Annotated in this window: 15 protein-coding genes; 1 reads left to right on the top strand and 14 read right to left on the bottom strand. The window is 60.6% G+C overall.

What is annotated here, in order from left to right; translation table 11 throughout:
- Positions 1 to 82 precede the first annotated feature (82 nt).
- The gene (locus tag DYQ94_RS06450; RefSeq protein ID WP_202397431.1) at positions 83 to 1,033 is read left to right on the top strand and encodes an aromatic alcohol reductase; all 951 of its coding nucleotides are present in this window, start codon (positions 83 to 85) and stop codon (positions 1,031 to 1,033) included.
- A 203-nt stretch (positions 1,034 to 1,236) separates the two neighbouring features.
- On the opposite strand, the gene DYQ94_RS06445 is transcribed toward DYQ94_RS06450, so the two are convergent.
- The 14 genes from DYQ94_RS06445 to DYQ94_RS06380 form a co-directional block, all read right to left on the bottom strand.
- Positions 1,237 to 1,686, bottom strand: coding sequence for a lysozyme (locus tag DYQ94_RS06445; RefSeq protein WP_160954679.1), 450 nt, complete (start codon positions 1,684 to 1,686; stop codon positions 1,237 to 1,239).
- Complete coding sequence (locus DYQ94_RS06440) at positions 1,683 to 1,832, bottom strand: hypothetical protein (RefSeq protein ID WP_160954678.1); 150 nt, start codon at positions 1,830 to 1,832, stop codon at positions 1,683 to 1,685. Before DYQ94_RS06440 ends, DYQ94_RS06445 begins: the two co-directional genes overlap by 4 nt.
- Before the next feature lie 16 nt (positions 1,833 to 1,848).
- On the bottom strand, positions 1,849 to 3,528 hold the full coding sequence (gene terL, locus DYQ94_RS06435; protein WP_160954677.1) for a phage terminase large subunit: 1,680 nt from the start codon (positions 3,526 to 3,528) through the stop codon (positions 1,849 to 1,851).
- Positions 3,528 to 3,773, bottom strand: a complete 246-nt coding sequence (locus tag DYQ94_RS06430; RefSeq protein WP_160954676.1) for a DNA packaging protein — start codon at positions 3,771 to 3,773, stop codon at positions 3,528 to 3,530. The genes terL and DYQ94_RS06430 overlap by 1 nt, the downstream gene beginning before the upstream one ends.
- Complete coding sequence (locus DYQ94_RS06425; RefSeq protein WP_160954675.1) at positions 3,770 to 4,042, bottom strand: phage holin family protein; 273 nt, start codon at positions 4,040 to 4,042, stop codon at positions 3,770 to 3,772. Before DYQ94_RS06425 ends, DYQ94_RS06430 begins: the two co-directional genes overlap by 4 nt.
- Before the next feature lie 472 nt (positions 4,043 to 4,514).
- Complete coding sequence (locus DYQ94_RS06420; RefSeq protein WP_160954674.1) at positions 4,515 to 6,539, bottom strand: pyocin knob domain-containing protein; 2,025 nt, start codon at positions 6,537 to 6,539, stop codon at positions 4,515 to 4,517.
- 10 nt (positions 6,540 to 6,549) lie between these two features.
- On the bottom strand, positions 6,550 to 8,583 hold the full coding sequence (locus tag DYQ94_RS06415; RefSeq protein WP_160954673.1) for a phage tail fiber domain-containing protein: 2,034 nt from the start codon (positions 8,581 to 8,583) through the stop codon (positions 6,550 to 6,552).
- Positions 8,580 to 12,203, bottom strand: a complete 3,624-nt coding sequence (locus DYQ94_RS06410; RefSeq protein ID WP_160954672.1) for a hypothetical protein — start codon at positions 12,201 to 12,203, stop codon at positions 8,580 to 8,582. The genes DYQ94_RS06415 and DYQ94_RS06410 overlap by 4 nt, the downstream gene beginning before the upstream one ends.
- A 7-nt stretch (positions 12,204 to 12,210) precedes the next feature.
- The gene (locus DYQ94_RS06405; RefSeq protein WP_160954671.1) at positions 12,211 to 14,403 is read right to left on the bottom strand and encodes a hypothetical protein; all 2,193 of its coding nucleotides are present in this window, start codon (positions 14,401 to 14,403) and stop codon (positions 12,211 to 12,213) included.
- Positions 14,390 to 14,818, bottom strand: coding sequence for a virion core protein, T7 gp14 family (locus DYQ94_RS06400; protein WP_160954670.1), 429 nt, complete (start codon positions 14,816 to 14,818; stop codon positions 14,390 to 14,392). Before DYQ94_RS06400 ends, DYQ94_RS06405 begins: the two co-directional genes overlap by 14 nt.
- 28 nt (positions 14,819 to 14,846) lie before the next feature.
- Positions 14,847 to 15,308 carry a hypothetical protein gene (locus DYQ94_RS06395; RefSeq protein ID WP_042596177.1) on the bottom strand — a complete coding sequence of 154 codons (462 nt, stop codon included), beginning with the start codon at positions 15,306 to 15,308 and terminating at the stop codon, positions 14,847 to 14,849.
- Entirely contained in the window at positions 15,305 to 17,425 is a 2,121-nt protein-coding gene (locus DYQ94_RS06390) for a phage nozzle protein (protein WP_160954669.1), read from the bottom strand. Before DYQ94_RS06390 ends, DYQ94_RS06395 begins: the two co-directional genes overlap by 4 nt.
- Entirely contained in the window at positions 17,422 to 18,015 is a 594-nt protein-coding gene (locus tag DYQ94_RS06385) for a phage tail tubular protein A (RefSeq protein ID WP_160954668.1), read from the bottom strand. Before DYQ94_RS06385 ends, DYQ94_RS06390 begins: the two co-directional genes overlap by 4 nt.
- A gap of 129 nt (positions 18,016 to 18,144) precedes the next feature.
- Positions 18,145 to 19,095: a major capsid protein gene (locus DYQ94_RS06380; RefSeq protein WP_160954667.1), complete on the bottom strand. Its 951-nt coding sequence runs from the start codon at positions 19,093 to 19,095 to the stop codon at positions 18,145 to 18,147.
- Positions 19,096 to 19,123 lie beyond the last annotated feature (28 nt).

The raw sequence follows: 19,123 nt of genomic DNA, 5'->3' as shown, positions 1-19,123 counted from the left end.
GACCCTAGGTATCAGCTGTGTGCCTTCTTACGTGAGCCCAGCTGCATTCCTACACTAGACCCATTCTCAAGAGGTGACTCACATGTTGAACCCATCTGATCCCAACGCAACATCCCAGAACATCCTTGTCCTGGGAGCCGGAGAGCTCGGACTTCCTGTGTTACGGAGCCTCGCCAAGCGATCGAAAAGCGTCAAAGGAGCCAAAATTAGCGTACTGCTGCGCGCGAGTGCCATTCATTCTGCGAATCAGAAGAAGCAGCGTGAAATCGAAGAAATCAAGCAACTAGGAATCCAAATTGTCGAGGGCGACCTAGTAGTGAGCTCAATCGAACAGCTGGCCGCGATCTTTGCAAACTACGACACCGTCATCGGCTGTGCCGGGTATGCGGCAGGCATCGACACGCCAATGAAGCTTGCGCGTGCGGCCCTGAAAGCACAAATCCCACGTTACTTCCCCTGGCAGTTTGGAGTCGATTTCGATGTGATCGGCCGCGGCGGCCCTCAAGACATCTTCGACGCTCAGCTAGACGTGCGAGAACTGTTGCGGAGCCAGTCGCAAACTGAATGGGTAATCATCTCCACCGGCATGTTCATGAGCTACTTGTTCGAGCCAGAGTTCGGTGTGGTGGACCTCAAAGCTGGCGCCGTCAATGCACTAGGAAGTCTCGACAATTCCGTGACCCTGACAACACCAGACGACATTGGCGCTTTGACGGCCGAGATTGTCTTCTTCGACCCGCGCATTCGCAACGAGATTGTCTATCTCGCCGGCGACACTGTCACCTATGGGGAAGTCGCTAGAAAACTCGAATCTGGTCTCGGCCGGCCCTTCGAGAGAAATGAGTGGACCGAAGAATTTCTGATGGCGGAACTGTCGCGCGATCCGGGCAACATGATGCGCAAGTACCGCGCAGCTTTCGCACAAGGTCGCGGTGTGGCTTGGGACAAGGCCGGCACGTTCAATGAGCGCCAAGCCATCCCAGTGACCGACGTAGCGAACTGGATCGACGCTAACCTTGACCAGGCCGCTTAGTCCTGTCCCCGTTCGCCAGGCTCGAAGAAGATGCAAGAGACACCGCCCATGCGGCTCCGAGCGTGGCGAGCAACTCGCTCCAGGTTCGACACGAAATCAGTTGCTGTAGGAGCATCATGCCGACGCCCCGAAGACAAAAAGAAGAGCGAGGGCTAAAGCAAATCCCGCAGCTACCTCCATGCAGAACCGAAGAATCGCACGCTTCACAGCTTGGTCTCCCACAAAGCCACATTGGCGCGTCGCCGAGCGACAAGCCCAGGCAGCACGGCGCTCTTGCCGTTGACCTTGCCGTAGACCCAGCGACCCAGCTCCGCGGACACGGACTTGTAGTCCTTCCGGTTGAGCTTGCGCAGCAGTGTCGAGGTTGCCAAGTTGCTGGCGCCCAGGTTGAACACGAAGTCCACGAGAGCGGCCTCCTGGTGCGCTGTGAGGGGCACGCGCACGTGCTTCCTTACGCCGGCCAGGGCCTTGTTGAGGTCGGCCTCCAAGAGCTGCTCAGCGCGCTCCTGGGTGATCGTCATGCCGGGCTTCACGTCGGTGCCGGTGTGGCCCCATCCGATGGTCAGCTTGCCGGCCGGGCACACGTAGGCCCGAAGGCGCAGCCCCTCACTCACCTTGGTGAGCGGGGTCGCGATGCGCACCGATTCGATCAACGGATCTGCGTGCGCGGCTTGTCGGTCTTGGAGCCGCCGCCAGTGGCGCCGGTCACCGCGGTGCTGGCCTTAGCCTTGCGGTAGCGGCTGTAGGCGAACAGGCCGAAGGCCAGGAACACGGCCAGGGTGATGAGAATTTCGGTCATGGTGTTTCCTTGTGGGTCAGTAGTTGTCGTAGAAGTTCGCCTCGCCCACCGCACGGCCAGTGACCGATTGAATGAAGTCGAGGTAGTCCTGCTCTTGCATCTCCTCCATGCGCCGCGACTCTTCGTCCTCGACGTTGCGTGCGAGCTGGTCGGCCCAGTACGCAAGTGCCATGGCGAGCGGTTCCACGCGGTCGTCGTGCTTGACGGCGCCGCGGTCGCGGGTCATTCGGGAGAGCTGGTGGAACAGCTGGTAGTGGTGGTTCTCGGTGTCGGCGTCGGAGCGGATCACGGCCTTGTCCACGACCAAGCGGTGCTGGTTGAGGACCGGCTCGATGGTGTCGCAGATGCGACGCTCCTTCTGGGTCGAGTGCTTAATCTCCTCGACGGAGCACGGGTAGATCCTCTTCAAGGCTGGCTCGAAGAGCTTGTTGAACATGCCGTCGCCGAAGTTCGATTCGACCACGATGTGCTGCACCTTCTCGGCGCGCGCGATGTGCGCCAGGCCCTCCAGCGTTGAATCCTCGTAGCCACCCTTGAAGCCGCCCGAGCGGCGCAGATAAATCATGCCGCGGAGCACCTTAGTAACGCAGTAGCCCGTTTCGTCGCCACCGCGTCCCGAGGGATCGACGGTCATCAGCGAACCGGTGAACTCCTCCATCTCAGGAGCCACGTACATAGGCGTGTGCCAGCGGTCCCCGGAGAAACCCACGGAGGGAAGCTCCTCGACCACTTGCTGTTTGCCGGAGGACCAAACGACGCGGATTGGCGCGACCTCGCGGTCAACGTCCATGACGATGAAGTCCGACAGCTTGAGCGGGTACTTCTCGGCGTCAGACAGTGTGGTGTCCAGCATGAACTGCAGTGCGAAGCCGGCGCGCCCGTAAGACGCCTCGCGCTCCATTAGGTCCTTCTCGTCGAATCGCTTGGAGTCGGTCGGCGTCCAGGCGAGAGCCTGGTTGTCGTCGAACGCCGCCGCGATCATCGGAGCGAGCATGGCGCCATATGCGACGCGCTGCTTCATGTCCTTCGGGAAGCGTGCAGGCCAGATACGGATGTCGTACCCGCGTTCCGGCAGCTTGTTGTAGAGCGACTCTTCAGTCTGCGGCGTGCCTAGGTAGATCACCTGTCCGCCAGGTTTCAGGACCGCGTCGAACTCCTTGATGAGTTCTGCGAGCTTCTCGCGCTGCACGATTGTCTGCGAGTTCTTAACGACCTCGATGTCATCGGGGATGATCGTGTTAGCGCGTGAGCCAGTCAGCTGGCCCGTGATGCCCACCGACTTCACGGAAGGCGATTGGTCGGGGAGGGCAGGGCCAACGTCGAAGGCTAAGTTGGAGTTGCGCTGGTCGCTGCGAGGTCGCAGGTGCGACAGGGGGTCGAACGTCTCGATGATCTGCTTAACGAACACCGAGAACGCGTCAGCGCGTTCCTTGCTCGCCGACACCACCATTATTTTGTGCTGCGGATCTTTCCAGAGAAGCCAGCACACGTATCCGGCTGTGAGGAACGACTTGCCTACGCCTCGGAACGCCTGGACCATCCGTCGCCGCGGTCCATGCTGCAGGTACGAACAGATGTCGTACTGCACGGGCGTTGGCGACGGTAGGGCCAGGTGCGTCCAGAGGTCGAACGCGAAGTTGCGGAAGTCCTCCCAGGGGTGGATGACGTGCAGGGAGGTGATCCCTGACGCCTCCATTAGTGGTGCTTCAAGCTCTCGGCGGGATCGAAGGGATGCTTCGAGACTGCCTCAGCAACCTTTCCAACCGGATTGGTCTCGGTCGCCACGGAGTCGATGCCGTTGTCTTTGAGGAACTGCCGGGCCACATTCAGGAGCGCGGCCAATCCCTTGTCGCCGGCTTCCATGCTCCCGATTGTGTCGCTCAGCTTGTCCGCGATGGCACCATGCAGGCGCTCCATCGAATCCTTGCTGGCCTTGCTCACTTTTTCAGGTACTTGTTGAAGGCTGCCTCCAGCGCGGACGTACCGAGCGAGGAGAAAACGCAAGCGATGCCGACGATTGCGGCAGTGCCCAGGCCGGGGATCAATACGAGGACGCCTGCCGATGCCACGCCCAGGCCAGCATGCAGCAGGGCGCGGCCGATTACCTGGCGAGGCTTTAGGGGTTCGTCGGAGACCAGCAGCTTTGCGATGCCGATCAGCGCGCCGACAGCACCGAGGGTGCCGAGGAGCGTAAATTCTTCTTTGTTCAATGAGTCCTTAGACGGTGTTGTAGTAGTCGTAGCGAGTCGTCGCGTAGGCGGTGGTGCTGCTTTGTCCGTCACTGACGGTGCATCCCACGGTGACGCTTCCGCTTTGATTTAGAGTGGCGGTGACGTTTACATCGCAGTTCGGCCCAGATGGGCCAAGCGATACATTCGAGACTTGGCTAGAGCTGCTCACGAACCAAGAGTACGTGAGGTTTCCGTTCCCGCCTGCGGTGTAGATAGTCGCGCGCGCGCCTAGCTGCCGGGTGATAGGTGTGCGGCTATTGCCATTGTTGTATTGAGCGGAACTTCCAGTCGCGTTGCTGGAGAGTGGGGTGTATGCGGTATAGATCGTCACCCAGCCACCGCCCCATCTGAGGCGGACGGCAGCTGGATTGATCCACGTGCCTCCCCACTTGAGGCGCACTATCCACGGCTGTCGATACGCGCCGCCCCACTTAATGAGCCAACCACTCATTTACGGCTGAATCCAAAGGACGCCATCGGCGCCGCCAGGATCTGTCGTCGATACAATGACCATGCCGCACTGCTGCCAGGCTCCCCAGCTGCCTCCCTGCTTTTGGCGGCGGAACCGCTTGGGCGGATTTGAAGTGAAGTTGATGACCTCCTGTTGCACCCAATCGCCGTTATGTACGGTCACGTGGCCTAGCCACCAATCCGAATTGTCGGGAGAGTTGGTAGCTCCTACTGCCATCCAGATGCCCTGAGTGACACAGGTATTCCAGTCGCTATGCTGCCGCCCACTTACGCCGTAGTGCCCAGTATTGCCGGCATGTTTTATTTCTTGTCCAGCTGCTTGAAGGGTGGCGCCATCCCAGCCAATGGTCGGTCCCGACCCGAACTGCAGAAATCCGATATTGCCATTCGCTGTGCTTTGGATAGCAGTAGTGTGGCTCCTGCCGATGTCAACCAAGCGCACATCATCGCCAATCTGTACGTAAGCTCCGTTGCCGGTGCCGCCCGCAATTAGATGGGGCGCAGTGAAAGCGCCGGTAACGCCATTCCATTTTGCGTACTTGAAAGACGTTCCATAGCCGAAGCGCAGTACCACGCTTTGATTCGCATCTTCGGTGTAGAGGTATTGATCGTTGTTGGCGCCCACAAAAACGCCAGCGAAGCGCGGCTGTCCGCCCACATCTACCTTGGAGGTCGGATTAAAGTTTCCGGATGTCCAGACAGTTCCAGAGGAATCCAGGGCTGCATTGAACTTTCCTTCAACCTGAAATCTGAAAGCATCTCCCTGCTTGAAGAGCCAGCTATCAGTTGCTCCGAAATAGACCACGCCATCGTTGGGAACCGATTGCCAGCCGTTCACTCGAAGGAAGTTGTTCCGAACTGTTACGCCACCGGTGAAGACTGGCTTGTCGATTGGTGCTTTGGAATCCAGTGAGGTCTGCTGAGCGGTACTGACTGGCTTGTTCGCGTCGGATGTGTTGTCCACGTTTGAAAGCCCTACATCGCCCTTCGTGTGCATATGCCCGCTAGGAGGATACGAAGCTGGCTTGTTTATGACATGGCTACTGAAATCCACGGTGTCGCGCGTCGCGAGAGTGCCCAGGCCGGAGATGTCGCTCGGCACCAGCTGTACCGCGCCGGACTTGCCAGCCACCGACGTGACCTGCTCGGTGTTGTCGATGTGGTCCCAGCCGGAGCCGTTATGGACGATCTGGTCGCCCGGGTTGTACTGGCGGCCACCAATTGCGCCGCCTCCGGTGACCTTGTAGAACGCGCCAGTATTACCGCTTGCTGGGAACGAGCCAGTGCTGGCGTCCCAGCCGCCGCGGTAGACCAGCGTGCCTGTGAGAGAGGCCTTGGCTTGCTCAGACCAGTGCTTAGCCGAGTAGGCTCCCGGCTCAATCTCAGTGCCAGTAGGGGCGTTCGCCCACGACTGCGCCTGGCCGCTCCAATCTTCCGCCTGGTGGGCATAGGAAGCGGCTTGTACCTCGCTTGACGCAGCTGCGCTTGCGGAGGCCACTGCCTGGGCCTTGGAGTTCGACGCTTGAATCGCGTCGGCGTCAGCATCGGCTGCGCTGGCGGACGCAGCGTTGTCATGTAGCCCGGCCGATTGGTTGCTCGACTCGGACGCAGACGCGCTTGCGGCACTTGCGGCCGCACTTGCAGCTGCTGCTTCTGCCATGCCGGCCGCGTCTGCGAGTTGCTCAGCTGCGTCTTCGGCGCTCGTCTGTGCATCGTTTGCAGATGCTTGTGCGCCTTCAGCGTACAGGCGGGCCGTATTGGCGAACTCGGAAGCGCCGGTAACTGCGCCTGTAAGTTCGTCCACCAGCTCCGAGACATCTTTGGAGAGCTGGAGGAAGGAAGGCAGGACGTGATCCTTGCCGAGGCCGTCAGTGACCGTTACGTCTCCTTCGGGTTGAGTCAAGAGCGCGACCATCTGGTTTTCGCGCGTGTTCCAGCGGTCTACCAATGCCGAGATTCGCTCCGCGAGCTTTGCATTGGAAACGTAGCCTGGTGTTTCTGCCATTAGTTCCTCGTTATCGGAGTCCTTGGATGAATCCCCGGACCTTTGTGATGATCAGGCGGTCACCGCGCGACGAATCGGCGATGGCCACACGGTAGGTGGCTTCCGCCGTTGTCGGGTCTCCGACGTAATTGAGCGCATGATTAAACTTGTGGCCCGAGCCTTGAATGATGAAGTAGGTATCTACTGTCACCCAGGCCGCACCAACTAGCTTCTGGATGTAGATAAATGCACGGCCGTTGTCCGATGACGCGTGATCCACTCCTGCACTGAGTACGATCAGCGGAGTGTGCGACTCGCCTAGCAGCACAGGCGCCGGTAGTGTGAAGTTGACGATCCCCGTGGTGTTATTCATCGACACCGAGCCAGTCCAATCTACAGGGGCCAGGCGATTGAAATTGCCGACGATGTTCGGCGCAGACACGCGGCCTTTGAAGCCTGCGTTGCCCGAGCGATCAACCCAGAAGACGGCATTGTTCTCGTTCTTGTCTCCTGCTCCAACCCAGATCGGCCAGGTGCCGACGTTAGACAACTCGACACGGAACTCGTGCGCATCGACGATGTTGCCGTTGACATCGAGTGTGTGCGTTTTGAACGTGCCGCCGTTGACGGTTCCCATGTTGGCGGTGATGGCGGCTAGCGAGTTCACGGTCAGCTTGTTTGCGGTGATCGAGCCGTCCACCAGCAGTTGCCCAGTGATGCCTACCGTGCTCAAGCCACCCACGGTCCCGACCACGAAAGGAAACTTGCGAGCACCGTAGCCCGCTGTCGGGGTAGTGATGGCGAAGCGATCCGACTGGACAACGAAGTCCGATCCACCAGGGTACGCACTGAGTGCGATACCCGCGACAACTGGGTTGTTAGGGTCGCCTCCGTTGATGCGAAGGGACCACGTGCCGGACCACTTGGCGTCGTTCGCACTTACATAGGCCGTATAGGACTGCTGCAGTGCTGCGAAGGTGCCGTTAGCGAAGGCAGTCACTGACGTGTTGGCGATGCTTCGTGCCTCGGCAGGTGTTGCCTTGGTGTCGATCTGCTGCTTGACGGCAGCGGCTACGGAGGCGCCAGTAGCACCTGCGGGGCCGTACTGTGCAGCGAATAGTTGGCGCCACTCGGTGCTCGCTTGCGCATCGTTGGCGACGACCTCCAGTGATTCATTGGTAGCCGCGATGGCCCCGCCATGTATCGCTAGTCGTCCCTCGGCAGTGGTGACCCTGGACTCGACCTTGCTAACTATGACCCCCACACTCTCGACCGCCTGGGCAACCAGCGCTCCGGTTTCCGAGGTGATCTGTCCGTGCATATCAGTCATCGACTCGACACGTGCTTCGGTCTCAGTGGCGATCGCCCTGTTGACCTGGTCGAAGCTTGCCGCCACATCGGTTTCGTTTCGGACCATCCGAGCCAGCAGCGTGGTGATCTGCTCCGCCGTCACCTTGTCGCCGTCTTCGATGAGGGCGATGCGGGTGGATGCTTCAGAGATTCGGTCGCCATAGTCGCGCTTCGTATCGAAGAGCTCGTTGGAGCGAAGAAGCTCCTGCATGATGAGTTCTGCGTTGGCGTCAATCTCGGGGATGCGCTCCTGAAGGATCTGATAGGCCGGAGACTGCACGACCTGGTCCACGATTGTCTGGATGTCCGGCAGATTGCCTCCGCCGTTCCCTGGTAGCCCACTGCCTGGCACGCTACCGGTGCCCACGCCGAACTCGGCGACCTCCTGCTGCACGAAGAGAAGCTGGCGGATGGCAGTGTTGAGCTGGTCTGCTGGAAGTGTTGCGGCATCCTGAAAGAGGATCGCCTGTTCTGCGAAGGGTGTGATCCGGCGCAGTAGGACGCTGTAGGGCGTCGCGAGGTATTCGGATTGGTCGGGAATCTCGACGGTCGTGGGGTTGATCCACTTGCCGAGTACCGTCCGGGGCGACTTGGGGTCGCCCACAAGCACGCGCACATGCTCCGGCTTCAGTCGCGGGAACGTGCAGGTGAAGCGCCGAGGCCCGCCCTCGTAGGTATAAGCCACGAAGGACAGGCCCCGGTTTTGTTCGATCATTCAGTGTCCAAGCCAAAGAGGGATTTTGCGGCCCAGGAGTCGTTCTTCTCATCTCGGTCTTCGCGACGTGAGGCAGCTTCACCGGAGCCGTCGCTCAGCCAGCCGCGACTCTCTGCTTCCTTAAGCGCCATACGCTGGATGTTTTGCCATCCTGTTAGATTCTGGAACCAGAACAGCTTAGCCGCGTTCTCCAGTTCCTTCCGGGTCACTTCGCGGTCGTCACGAATTGCTTGCGCGGGAAGCGATGACGCCTCCATGAATCGATTAGCGAAGTCAACGACCGGGATGCCGCCCACGATGTTCGTAGACATGCCCGTTGAGCGGGCGTTTGCGAACACCGGGTCTTGGCCCATGAGGGGTAGCGCGGTGTCCACTATGGGCTGGATGACGCCGCCCCAGGAAGACTGCGATACACCTGCAGCAACAAAGTTGCCCATGGTGAGCTGCTTCTCGCGTTTCTCCGGGTCGTCCGCCGTGTTGAGTGACGTACGAGCGGCCCACTGTAGGGCTGCGATGGAACTGGAGAGCATGACCATCATGTAGGTGTTCCAATCCTTCCAGTGGTAGGCGGAGTTCAGCAGATGCCGCTCATAGCTGTAGGCCATGAACGAGCGGAACTGCGTGACCAGCTTTCCGCCCGCCGAGTGCATCAGCATGATGGAGTCGCTGGCGTCTCCTTCGATCACCTGCTGGCGCGTGACGCGGAACATGAAAGCCGCGACGCGCTCACGGTCGGCCAAGTTTAGGCCCGCCTCGGTGATGTCTTCGACCTTCTTGATACCGCGGAGAGACGCGAATAGTGCATCCTGAGCCTCCTGATCGAGGCCGTAGGAGCGCATCCGGCGTGTCATTCCTTCCGAGAGTGCTCGCTTGTCATTCGCCAGCTGCAACAGCTTCATCAGCGTTGCCCGACCTGCGATACGTTGCAGGGCGGTGTTCATGGGTGCCATGCCAGAAGCAATGCTGGTGAACCGCTGGCCGAGCATTGTGGCGTTCTCTATTGTCCTGCCGAACTTGCTGTCTCCGTAGACCGATGGCATGAAGGCATCATCTTCGATCCGCATGAATGCAGGACTGCGGAGATGCTCTGTGCCGGTCGCGACGAGGTCTTCGATGTAACGGGCCTCGCCGGACTTCAGGGTTCCGTCCGCGCTGCGGCGGAGTAAGTCGCCGATAAAGGCGATGGATCGGACGGTGTTCATCAGGCCCGCGTGTGCCACGGTCGGCCCTAGCTCGGTGAAAAGCGTGAAGCCGACCTGGTTCATCACTCGGAGGAACTGGGTGTCGCGCAGAGCGCGCGACCAGCGCGATGCGGTGCTGTTTGGGTTGACCTCGGTGGAGCGGCCCATGATCGACTTGATGCCGACGTCCAGCATTCGCAGAGTTTTCTCAGGATCATCGCCTGCCTTGATAGCCTGCTCGCGGAGGAGCTGCTGGAGAGCGTCCAGCTCCGCTTTGTTGCGAATGTTGCCTTTCTGCGCCAGCGCGGACCAGCCGACAACTTCACGGATATGCGACGACACGACACGTGTTGTGTCGCTGTCGAGGAAGTCAGTGACTTTGAGAGTCACATCGTCCCCGTATCTATTGGTGAACGTCATCTCCGTAGTCGGGTCAAAGCGAATGCGTTTCTTCGCCGCGCCGAGCTTAGCGCCTTCCTGCATCTGGGCGGTGTACCTGCCGAGCACCGACGCAATCTTCGCGTCGCTCGCTCCAGCGTCTCGCAGGGCCTCGGTTAGTTCCTGCACTGACTCAGTGTTGAGCGGACGCACGGGTGCGCCAGTGTCGCCAGTCACTAGGCCGGAGCCGCGTTTGATAAGTGCGCGGGCGTATAGCTCTGCCAGCTCCTCGTCTACGCCGCCGTCGTCAGCCAGTTTCTTGGCCTCCTTTCTCGTGTGCAACGTCTTCTGTTCATGCTCCAGCGCATCCTTAAGGCCGGCCTTGGTCTTGTCCAGTCGTTCGCCATGGCGCTGCAGCTTGCGGCGCGTTTCCTCCAGGCGGCGTTGGGCTGCGGTGCGGCGACGGTCGCCTTGCTTGCCGGGCATTCCTTCTAGCTCCTTCAATGCCTCTTCGGCGGAGCGGACAGCGGCCTGCTTGTCTGCCGTCAGTGCGCCAAGGTCATCGGCTTTCTCGCGCGCCCGTAGAGCACGGTCGGAGGTCCCCTCGTAGTCGCCGGAAATCTCGTTGAACTTGTCCAACTTGGACGCATCACCGTTCTTACGCATGTCGGCGATGATCGCCTGTTTGAAAATCTCGACCCCGTCCTGTTCGCTCAATCCCATCTCGCCAAAGATGCGCTGGTATGCCTGCTTCGACTGAATCTGAGGGAAGTAGTCCAAGTTCTTGCTGCCCGGCTCCAGAACACCCGAACGGACACCTAGGTCGTAAGTTGCGTCGAGTACGGGTCGGATTGCGGCCGCGGCCTGGTTGGCGGTCTCGTCGTCGGCGTTCACGCCTCGCAGCACGTCGGCCACCTTGCGGCTCCACGCCAGCTCACCGCCGCGGTCCCAGCGAGATAGTCCGTGCTTCGCCCGCGCTGCAGTCCAAGCCGCGTTGAATCCTCGATGCAACTGTGTCTCTAGCGTGGCGCGGTTAACGCTGGCGTACTCACCTGCAGATTGCTTCACAGCCAGATTGCGGTCCGTGTAGCCTACGCCGTCGCGGAACAGCCAGCGGCCTACACCCCGTGCGGTCGGGTCTTTCAGCTTCCCCATCTGCGCCGACAAGGCAAGGCGGATGTTGGCGAAGGCAGGCTTGATAGATACCTCATCCACGCCTCGGTCAACATGCGTCTGCATCGCATCCGAAAGAGAGCGTTCGGAGATGCCTGGCGTAGGGTTATCTGGAAGGCCGTTCAGGCGCGCCGCGCCCAGGCTTTGGGACGATCCGGTGATGTCCCTCCTAGCGAGTTCTTCGACTCTCGCGGATTCGGTGAAGTGTTCTCCTCGACGCGCACCGAGAGCGCTGCCTAACGCAAACCCGGCCGCCGCTGAGATTGCAATATCCGCGCTTCCGATTTCGGAGTTGAACCTGGAGTTCCCGAGCGTCATCGCCGCATTGGTCGAACCCGCCGCCAAGCCGGCGCGGATAGAGTTCGCCAAGCGTCCAGCACGTGCACCTCGGGCGAGGCCCCCGGTGGCTGCATCAGCGGCGAAGAACACAGGATCTGTCATGTCCGAGGCGAAGTTTGCAACCATTCCGAAGGACGACCGAGTGTCTTTCGCCATCTCGTTCTGAAGGGCAAACTCCCGCAGAAGCTCGTAGTGCTCCTGCGATGTCGCCCGGCTGAAAAGTTCCCATTGATCTGCGCCGATTCCGAAATTGTCCATCTCCTCCTGAAACTTCTCAGGGAGGCTCCACGCGGGATCTGCACGGGAAAGTACCGACTCTTCCTGGTACGCACGGTGGATCATGCCGATTCCGCCCTGTACTTGGGAGGCGCCGACCAGCTCGCCGAACGGAGTCTCGTCCCGGCGCTTCTGATCGGCCGCTTCGGCTTCCTTTCGGCGCGTAACGCGGGCTACATGTCCGCCCTCATTATTGCGCGCTGATTCCGCGATAACCTCATTGAGGTCTCTCGGTTTAGCAGGCGCAATGAGGTCAAAGATGCTGGTCGGCATTTGATTCCTAGTTCTTGAAGGTTGAGAGGTAGTCGATCATGTCGGTGGCGTCCGGACGCTTCGGCCCAACTGGGGTCGGCTTATCGCCAAGCTTTAGCACCGTTGGCTTCAGTGACGGGTCGCCCTTAGCAGTACGCATTGCTGCGGCCTGTACGGGGTCGATGCCCATGACAGTCATCTTGGGTTTGTTCTGTGCATCAAATCGGGCCTGCTTCTCTGCCTCGTCGCGCTTCCACTGATTGACGCCAGCAGCGGTTTTGTTGGGATCAAAGATCACAGGGCGCTGCGTACCGTCGCTGGCCTTGCCGTAAATGGGGAAGCCATCGCGGTTGTGGAGGATGAACACGTTCGGGTCATCTTCCGTAGGTGCTGCAAAGACCCCGCTCGCCGTGCCCTTGGGGATTGCCCCGGACTTCTCGGCATCTACCGCTGCGCGCCGAACGAACTCCGTTACGCCAGATTCGGCTCCTGTCCGCATGCCTCCGCGCTGCACCCAGCGGCCGTTGATGTTCGCCAAGTCGCCTTGTACACGCTTGAATGCGGTGGCGACCGCGGCGTCAGGCGGTGCCATAGGGTTGCGCATTGCCAGTCGAGTCGCTTCACGCTGGACGCGGTCCTGCATCCAAGGCGGCATCGGCGTGCCGTCAGGCATCTCGTCGACTTTCTTGAAGTACGCAGTAGCAGCACGGCCGATCCGCTGAGAGACCTCAGCACGTACTGCTTTTTGCTCGGGGCGAGTGATTTGCTGAAGCGCCTCTTGCTCACTCATGCCGAACGCCGTTCGGTTTTCGTGGTACTCGTTCATGAGAATTGCGTTGTCTTCCGACACGTACCGCATCGCAGTGATTGGGTCGATGTCCGCAATGGCCTTGTAGGTAGCGTAGTTCTGCGTCAAGTTCGTTGATGTGGTGCGGCCGATGAGGTCCTGCACTGCGGGGATGACCACGCCGGCTCTCGTAGCACGGGCGAGGGCGGTGCCCATCGCCTGCTTGTTCCCGGCCTTAACTGCATCCGTCCACTCCTTCGAGAATGCCTTCTGTAGCTGGTGGGTTTCGAGGGTGAGACCTTGCCCCGCTGTGAGAACCTGGATGGTTTCCTTATGGCGTGCCGCCTCCTTGGCTTCCTGCTCCATGCGGCGGATGCCGGCCTGGTTCTGGTCGTACCAATGGCGAACGAACGTGTGGCGGTCCTTTCCGGAGAGACCCAGAGCATCCGCATTGGCATTGATGCTGCCCTCGGTCATTCGCCCTACGTAGGCTTGGTCTTGCCACTCGACCTCCTTTTCGGCCTGCACGGACGCCTGCCGCTCCTCGATCATCCGTTGCTGGACTGCGACGCCAGCGCGTGCGGCTTGGGTGAAAGCGTCACTCCAGGTGCCCTCGCCATGCTTTCGGTCCCAAAGGGACGTGCCGTGCTCGTCGGTGGCCTTCTTGGCGAACTCGGAGAGTGCCTGGATGTTTCCCTCGCCAGTCGCCATTGCGTCAACGATCTGGCCTGCGGCCTGGTCGTAGAACTCGTTGCGGGACACAAAGGCAAATTCCTCGGTGTCGAGCGCCTTGGCGAAGTTCTCGATGGCGCCTGGCTTTAGGAGCGAGCCGTCAAGAGCTGCAGTGCGCAGCATGGCCCCGACGTTCTCGGTCTGGCGCTCCAATAGTTCGGCTGTCTCGGTCTTGGAGTGGACATCGAGCGCCTGTTGACGGAGCTGAGCGACCGCGGGCCGGAGCTGGGCCATGACCTGGGGATCTTGGAACTCTTTCTGCTGCATCAGGCCGCTCAGAGTCTCCTGGATGGCCGCTTGAGGATCTTCGCCTACATCCAGTGCAGCGACGCGAGCGATGAGATCACGCTTCGCTTCGTTTAGCTTGTTGGAAGCCTCGGTCACGTAGTAGCCGCGGCGGAACGCGGGAGTGAAAGAAGCAAGCGCGTCCTGCGGCTGCGGGGCCTCCCCCTCCACCGATTCCTGGGTGCGTTGCTGCTCACCTTTCAGTGCGTCCTCGCGGTTCTGCCGAACCTGTCGATCCTGCTGCAGGCCATTGGCCGCCGCCGACAGGCGCCCGAGGACACCTGCAGTGACATTTGAAACAGCGGAGTAACTCTGTGCGGCTGCGCCGCTGACCTGAACGCGATATTGCTCAGGTGCAGATTGCCGCGACTCGATCACGGCACGGCGCTGGATGCCGCGCTCGTTAATCCTTGCCATTGGTGTCGCCTCGCTTCTTGATCTGATAGTTGCTGTAGGCGCCGTTAGCGCTGCCAGCGGCGGAGTTGATTACGCCCCCGACCATCTCGGCGTTGGCGACTCGTGTACGTGCTGCTGCATCAGCGGAAGATGTGGCAACACCGCGCTCACGATTGCCCTCGATCATCGCCACGTCACGACCGGCCTGGGCCATGATGTCGTTGTCGATCGCCTGCAGGGAATTACCGCCGATGGCTGCTTCGGCTGCAGACGCCCGTGCGGTTGCGCGGAGGGATCTTGCTTCAGCCATGCGCTGCATGGTGTCCACTTGTGCCTTCGCGTCGATCTGGTTTTGCTCGGCTTGCATCTGCTCGCCGATGGCCTTGGCCTGTTGCTTGCCCTGGTATACGGCGGTGCCCGCTCCGATGACTGCCATAGCAATTGGTACGGAGAAAACGCCGCCATCACACATGGCCGATCTTGTAGAAGTAGCGGAACGGCACCTGCGAGGGGCCATATGGAACAGGCGCCGAGAAACTGAAGCCGACTGCGGCTAGCCATCGCTTCGAGACCTCGTTGCTGTCGTCCACGAAGTTGTGCAGGACGGAGAACCTGTCACGCCAGTCATCGGTGATGCGGCGCGTCTCGGTCACCATCAAGCGCGGGATGGTTGTCAGGGCATCGGTCCCCAGAAGCCACACCGTTGCTCCTAGGCCGCCAGCGTAGGAGACCCCGAAGATGCCCTCGGGTTTCCCGTCGAGGACTATGCAGAACACCGCATCGGCGTCGTTGCAGGACTTGAGGAGAGCTTCGCGAGGAGTGTCGCCGCTTGCGGCAGCGACCTCCAGCACGTCGGCGTCCCGCATACGCGCGGCCACACTCAGGATGTCCCCCGAGCTGGGCGGACGGTATTCGAGAACGGTCAAATAGAACTCCTTGAAGAGAAGAGCGCTCGGTACTGCGCGGACTGGAGCCAACACTGAAACGGAAGGCGGTTGCGGATGACGACTCGGCAGTTGTCCGAGCGGGCTTGTACGGGGAATCGGCGCTCACCGGAGTGGAAGGTAGGACTGCCCAAGCGGAACACTTCGTCGCCCAGCGTGCGGGCGGTGAACAGTCCTGCGTGTGATGCGAGATACGTCTGCGGATCGCTCTCGCGGCCGCGGGTGATGACATTCACCTCGAAATAGGCGGCATCTTTGTACGCGACCGTGATGTCGCGAATCTGGAGGCGGCCGACGAGGATCGAGTTGTTCCGTTGGTCGCGAAGGTAGGCGCGGGTCAGCTCGACTGAAGAGTCGTAGCTCACGCCGATTGCCAGGCGCCCGGCTGCCAGGTTGCCTTGGAACCGGATGCCCATGCCGCCATTGATGAGAGTCGCGCCCGTCAGATCCACCAACTCGCCTGGAGACGCCCAATCGTCCGTCTTGCCGATGACCAGGCCATCCATGCGGGCGAGCGTGTAAGGGAGGTTGATGTCGGTGTAGTTGCCGAACGCGTAGTAGTCCGGCTGCACCACAACCAGGCGGTCCAGGAGAAACGAATAGTCCTTGGTGAAGTCTCCCTCTGCGGCGACCAAAGAAAGGCTCATCCTCAATAGTTCAACGCCGCCTGCCGGAGATTCAGCGGTAACGTACAGGTCGTCCGAAGTGGAGTGCAGGTGGACCACTCGGCCGATGCCGGATAGGTCCCACCTCGTCCAGGAGGACTGCGATTTCTCGTTGCCGGCCCACCGCACGAAGTAAGTGTAGAGCTGAGACGGAGAGTCCACTGGGGCTACCACCAGAGCGTCTGCGCCGGGGACCGCGGCCATCGCCCGGAGCCTGCCGGGGATCAGTCGAGGCACATGCGCGGTCACGTCAGCTGCGTCGCCGGTAATCGACACGTCGTCAACGAAGTATTCGCGGAGGACAGAGAACGACCCAGAGTCAGAGGCGAAGTAAAGGGTGTCACCCAGCAGAACCGGGCGGACGTATAGGGAGCATTCGTAGTTAACCAGCTCGTCAACCTTTGGGGTCTTCGGGGTCAGCATCGGATCTGCGGTCATCTGAAAGTTGGCGCGGTCTCCGAACATCAGGAGCGACGACTGGAACGGAACGCCGAACTGCAGCTGGGCTACGCCACGCGATTGGACGGCGAAGTCGATCACGTCAGAGTCGAGAAGCTGCTGGGTCGTAGTGCGCCAGAAGTTGAAGGGATGGTCGATTTCAGAGAGGCAGGTGTTCTCGGTGGACATCAGGCCAAGGCGGCCCCGATGAAAGAACACGTCGCGGATCTTCTCGTCGATGAAGCTAGGCGGACCAATGGTGGTGTCATCGCCCGCGAGGCGCTTGTCCCAGTCCATCGGGCCAAAGCTGAAGAACAGGCCGTCGCCGTGGACGGGATCGACCACGCGTTTCAGCAGGTGCGGCATCGTGGTCTTGTCGAACGTGTTGTAGGCGCCAGGCCGTGCAATCTCCTGCCACACGCCCTTGCCGGCTCGTTGAACCACGAAATTATCGTACTTGTTGCCGCTGGCACCGAGGACCTCGTAGATGGCGCCGGAAGGCACTACCACGTTCTTGTCTGGCTTCGGCAGATCAGTGAAGGTCTGAACCGATCCGGTTATGCGACCTGGCGCCCTCTCGTTGCTCATCTTGGTCGTCACCTGGGTATTCACGATAAACGTGGTGTCCGACTGCGTGCAGGTGCGAAACACCGACCAGGGCTGCTTGTCCGTCGCCAGATATGCGGCCGAACCTTCGGCCATCAGTACGTCGTATTCGTAGCCAGTTTCATGGTTGAACACCCGTATCTTGCCGCTCTCCACTGCCACCAGATAGTGCTCGACGGAGTCTCGGACGATGGAATGGAAGTGCGCTTGTGGGGAGATGTCGTTGCCGAGCACTTTGACGAACTGCGCTGCGGGGCGCTTGCCGGTACCCATGGCGGAATGCAGCCAGGTGTTGTGGGCGTCGGTGACTTGTGTTGCGTTGCGGACAGATGCGTCCTGCTGTGAGACACCGCCCAGGAAGGACGGATAGCTGCCGGTTTCCAAACTCAAGTGCGGTTCGCGATGGCGGAAGTGTCGGGATCGTCGTTAAGGAAGTTGGCGCCTGCTGCGAACTCGAAGTCATGAGACTCATCGACCAACAGCGCCAGCGCGGCGCCTTCATGGTCCTCGGTGAATCCATTGAGTGACTCGCTACCCAGTACATTTTTCTGAAAGATGCGGGCGGCACGGATGGCGATGTAGCGGCGGACAGTTTCCGGCAGCAGCTCGAAGTCCATGAACCAGACCACCTTGGCGGACGGTGCCGCGTCTTCGGCGAACACGTCGGTGGCATTGGTCAGGTCGTAGAGGAAGCCGTTGCGGTGGGCGATGCGGGAGGAGCCACGGCCTAGGGGCCGGATGCTCAGAATGAGGTTGGGGAGCGGGACACGATTCTCTGCGTTGAGCACGAACGTGTAGCTCTCGTCGGTGTTGAACCACCAGGCGGTGGTCTGCACCTCGCGCGATACGCCGCGAAGGGTGCGGATGGCAATGGCAACGTCAGTGTTGCCGACAGCTTCCAGGGCGCTTACTGGCTGTTCGCCGATAACGGCGAGCATTTCGTTGACGGCCTCAAGCTCGGTTGTCGGAGTCAGGTCCATGCGGTTCTCTTGGAGTGGCCGAAAAAAAAACCGGAGGTCTCTGTTAGGAGACCCCCGGTCAGGAGAGAGATGCAGCGCGGCCCGACTTCACGGGCGGCAGGTGAACATCCTGGCGCGCTGCAGGGGGTATCACTTGGTGCTCAGCTCGACAGCACCGTCGCCACGCAGTTCGCCATGGCCCAGCGCGTACTTCGACAGCATGAGGGTGCCCTGCTTGTTGCCCTGGTACACGTCCTCGACGGACAGGCCCAGCAGCTGCAGGGTGCCCACCGCAGAGCGGTGGAAGATGACGCCGGCCGTGCCGCTGTAGTCGCCGCGGTACTTGGCCTGCAGGGTCGCATCGGCCGACTCGTCGGTGCCCGGAAGGGCATTGACCTTCAACAGCGGGATGCGGGCGATGGACGAAATGACGGCTTCGTTGTAGCTGCCCTTGGACTCGGTGTTGATGTCGCGGTCGATCAGATCCTTGTTCTCGGTCAGCAGGTAATACTGAGCCGGACGCAGCGCGCCCGTGAACTCCTGCGGATTCTCCGAGATACCCTTCTCGTCGAAGTTCTGACGGGCGGCGCGGAACGCCTTGGCGATCACAACCGGGTCGGTCAGCATTGCAGCGTTGACGATACGCAGGCCGCCCGGCTGGCCGACAACCACCGAGTCGGTGATGCGGGCCGCACGGATGGCGCACCGTAGTTCGTTCTTCATGCGCTGCAAAGCCAGCTCGGCGCCTTGCAGGCGGGTGTACTCGCCACGCACATCGAAGTGGTTCATTGCCTCGTCGATGTTCGCGATGAACACGTCTGAGATGAGCATCGGGTCGAGCGTCAGGATGCGCTCGTTGTGGTCCACGGTCTGGCCGAGGATGTCGGTGCCGGGGACGTGGTAACGCGAGCCGACCTTGCCGATAGCCGGGAACGACGCGGACTTGCCGGAAGAGATAGTGCGCGTCATGACGCGGCCTTCCAGCTTGTAGTTCTCGATGAACGAGGTATCGACCTCGGCCATGTAGTTCTGCATGAACAGTGCCCAGGCATCGCCCTGCTTGTTGATCTGACCGATGCGGCTGGGATTGGAATCTGCCATTGTGTTTCCTTGGGGTGCGGGTGTGCTT

It is taken from the genome of Xanthomonas sp. LMG 8993 (assembly GCF_009835065.2).
Lineage (GTDB): Bacteria > Pseudomonadota > Gammaproteobacteria > Xanthomonadales > Xanthomonadaceae > Xanthomonas > Xanthomonas arboricola.
The sequence above is the reverse complement of the archived record's forward strand: the minus strand, read 5'-3'. Positions and strand labels throughout refer to the sequence as shown.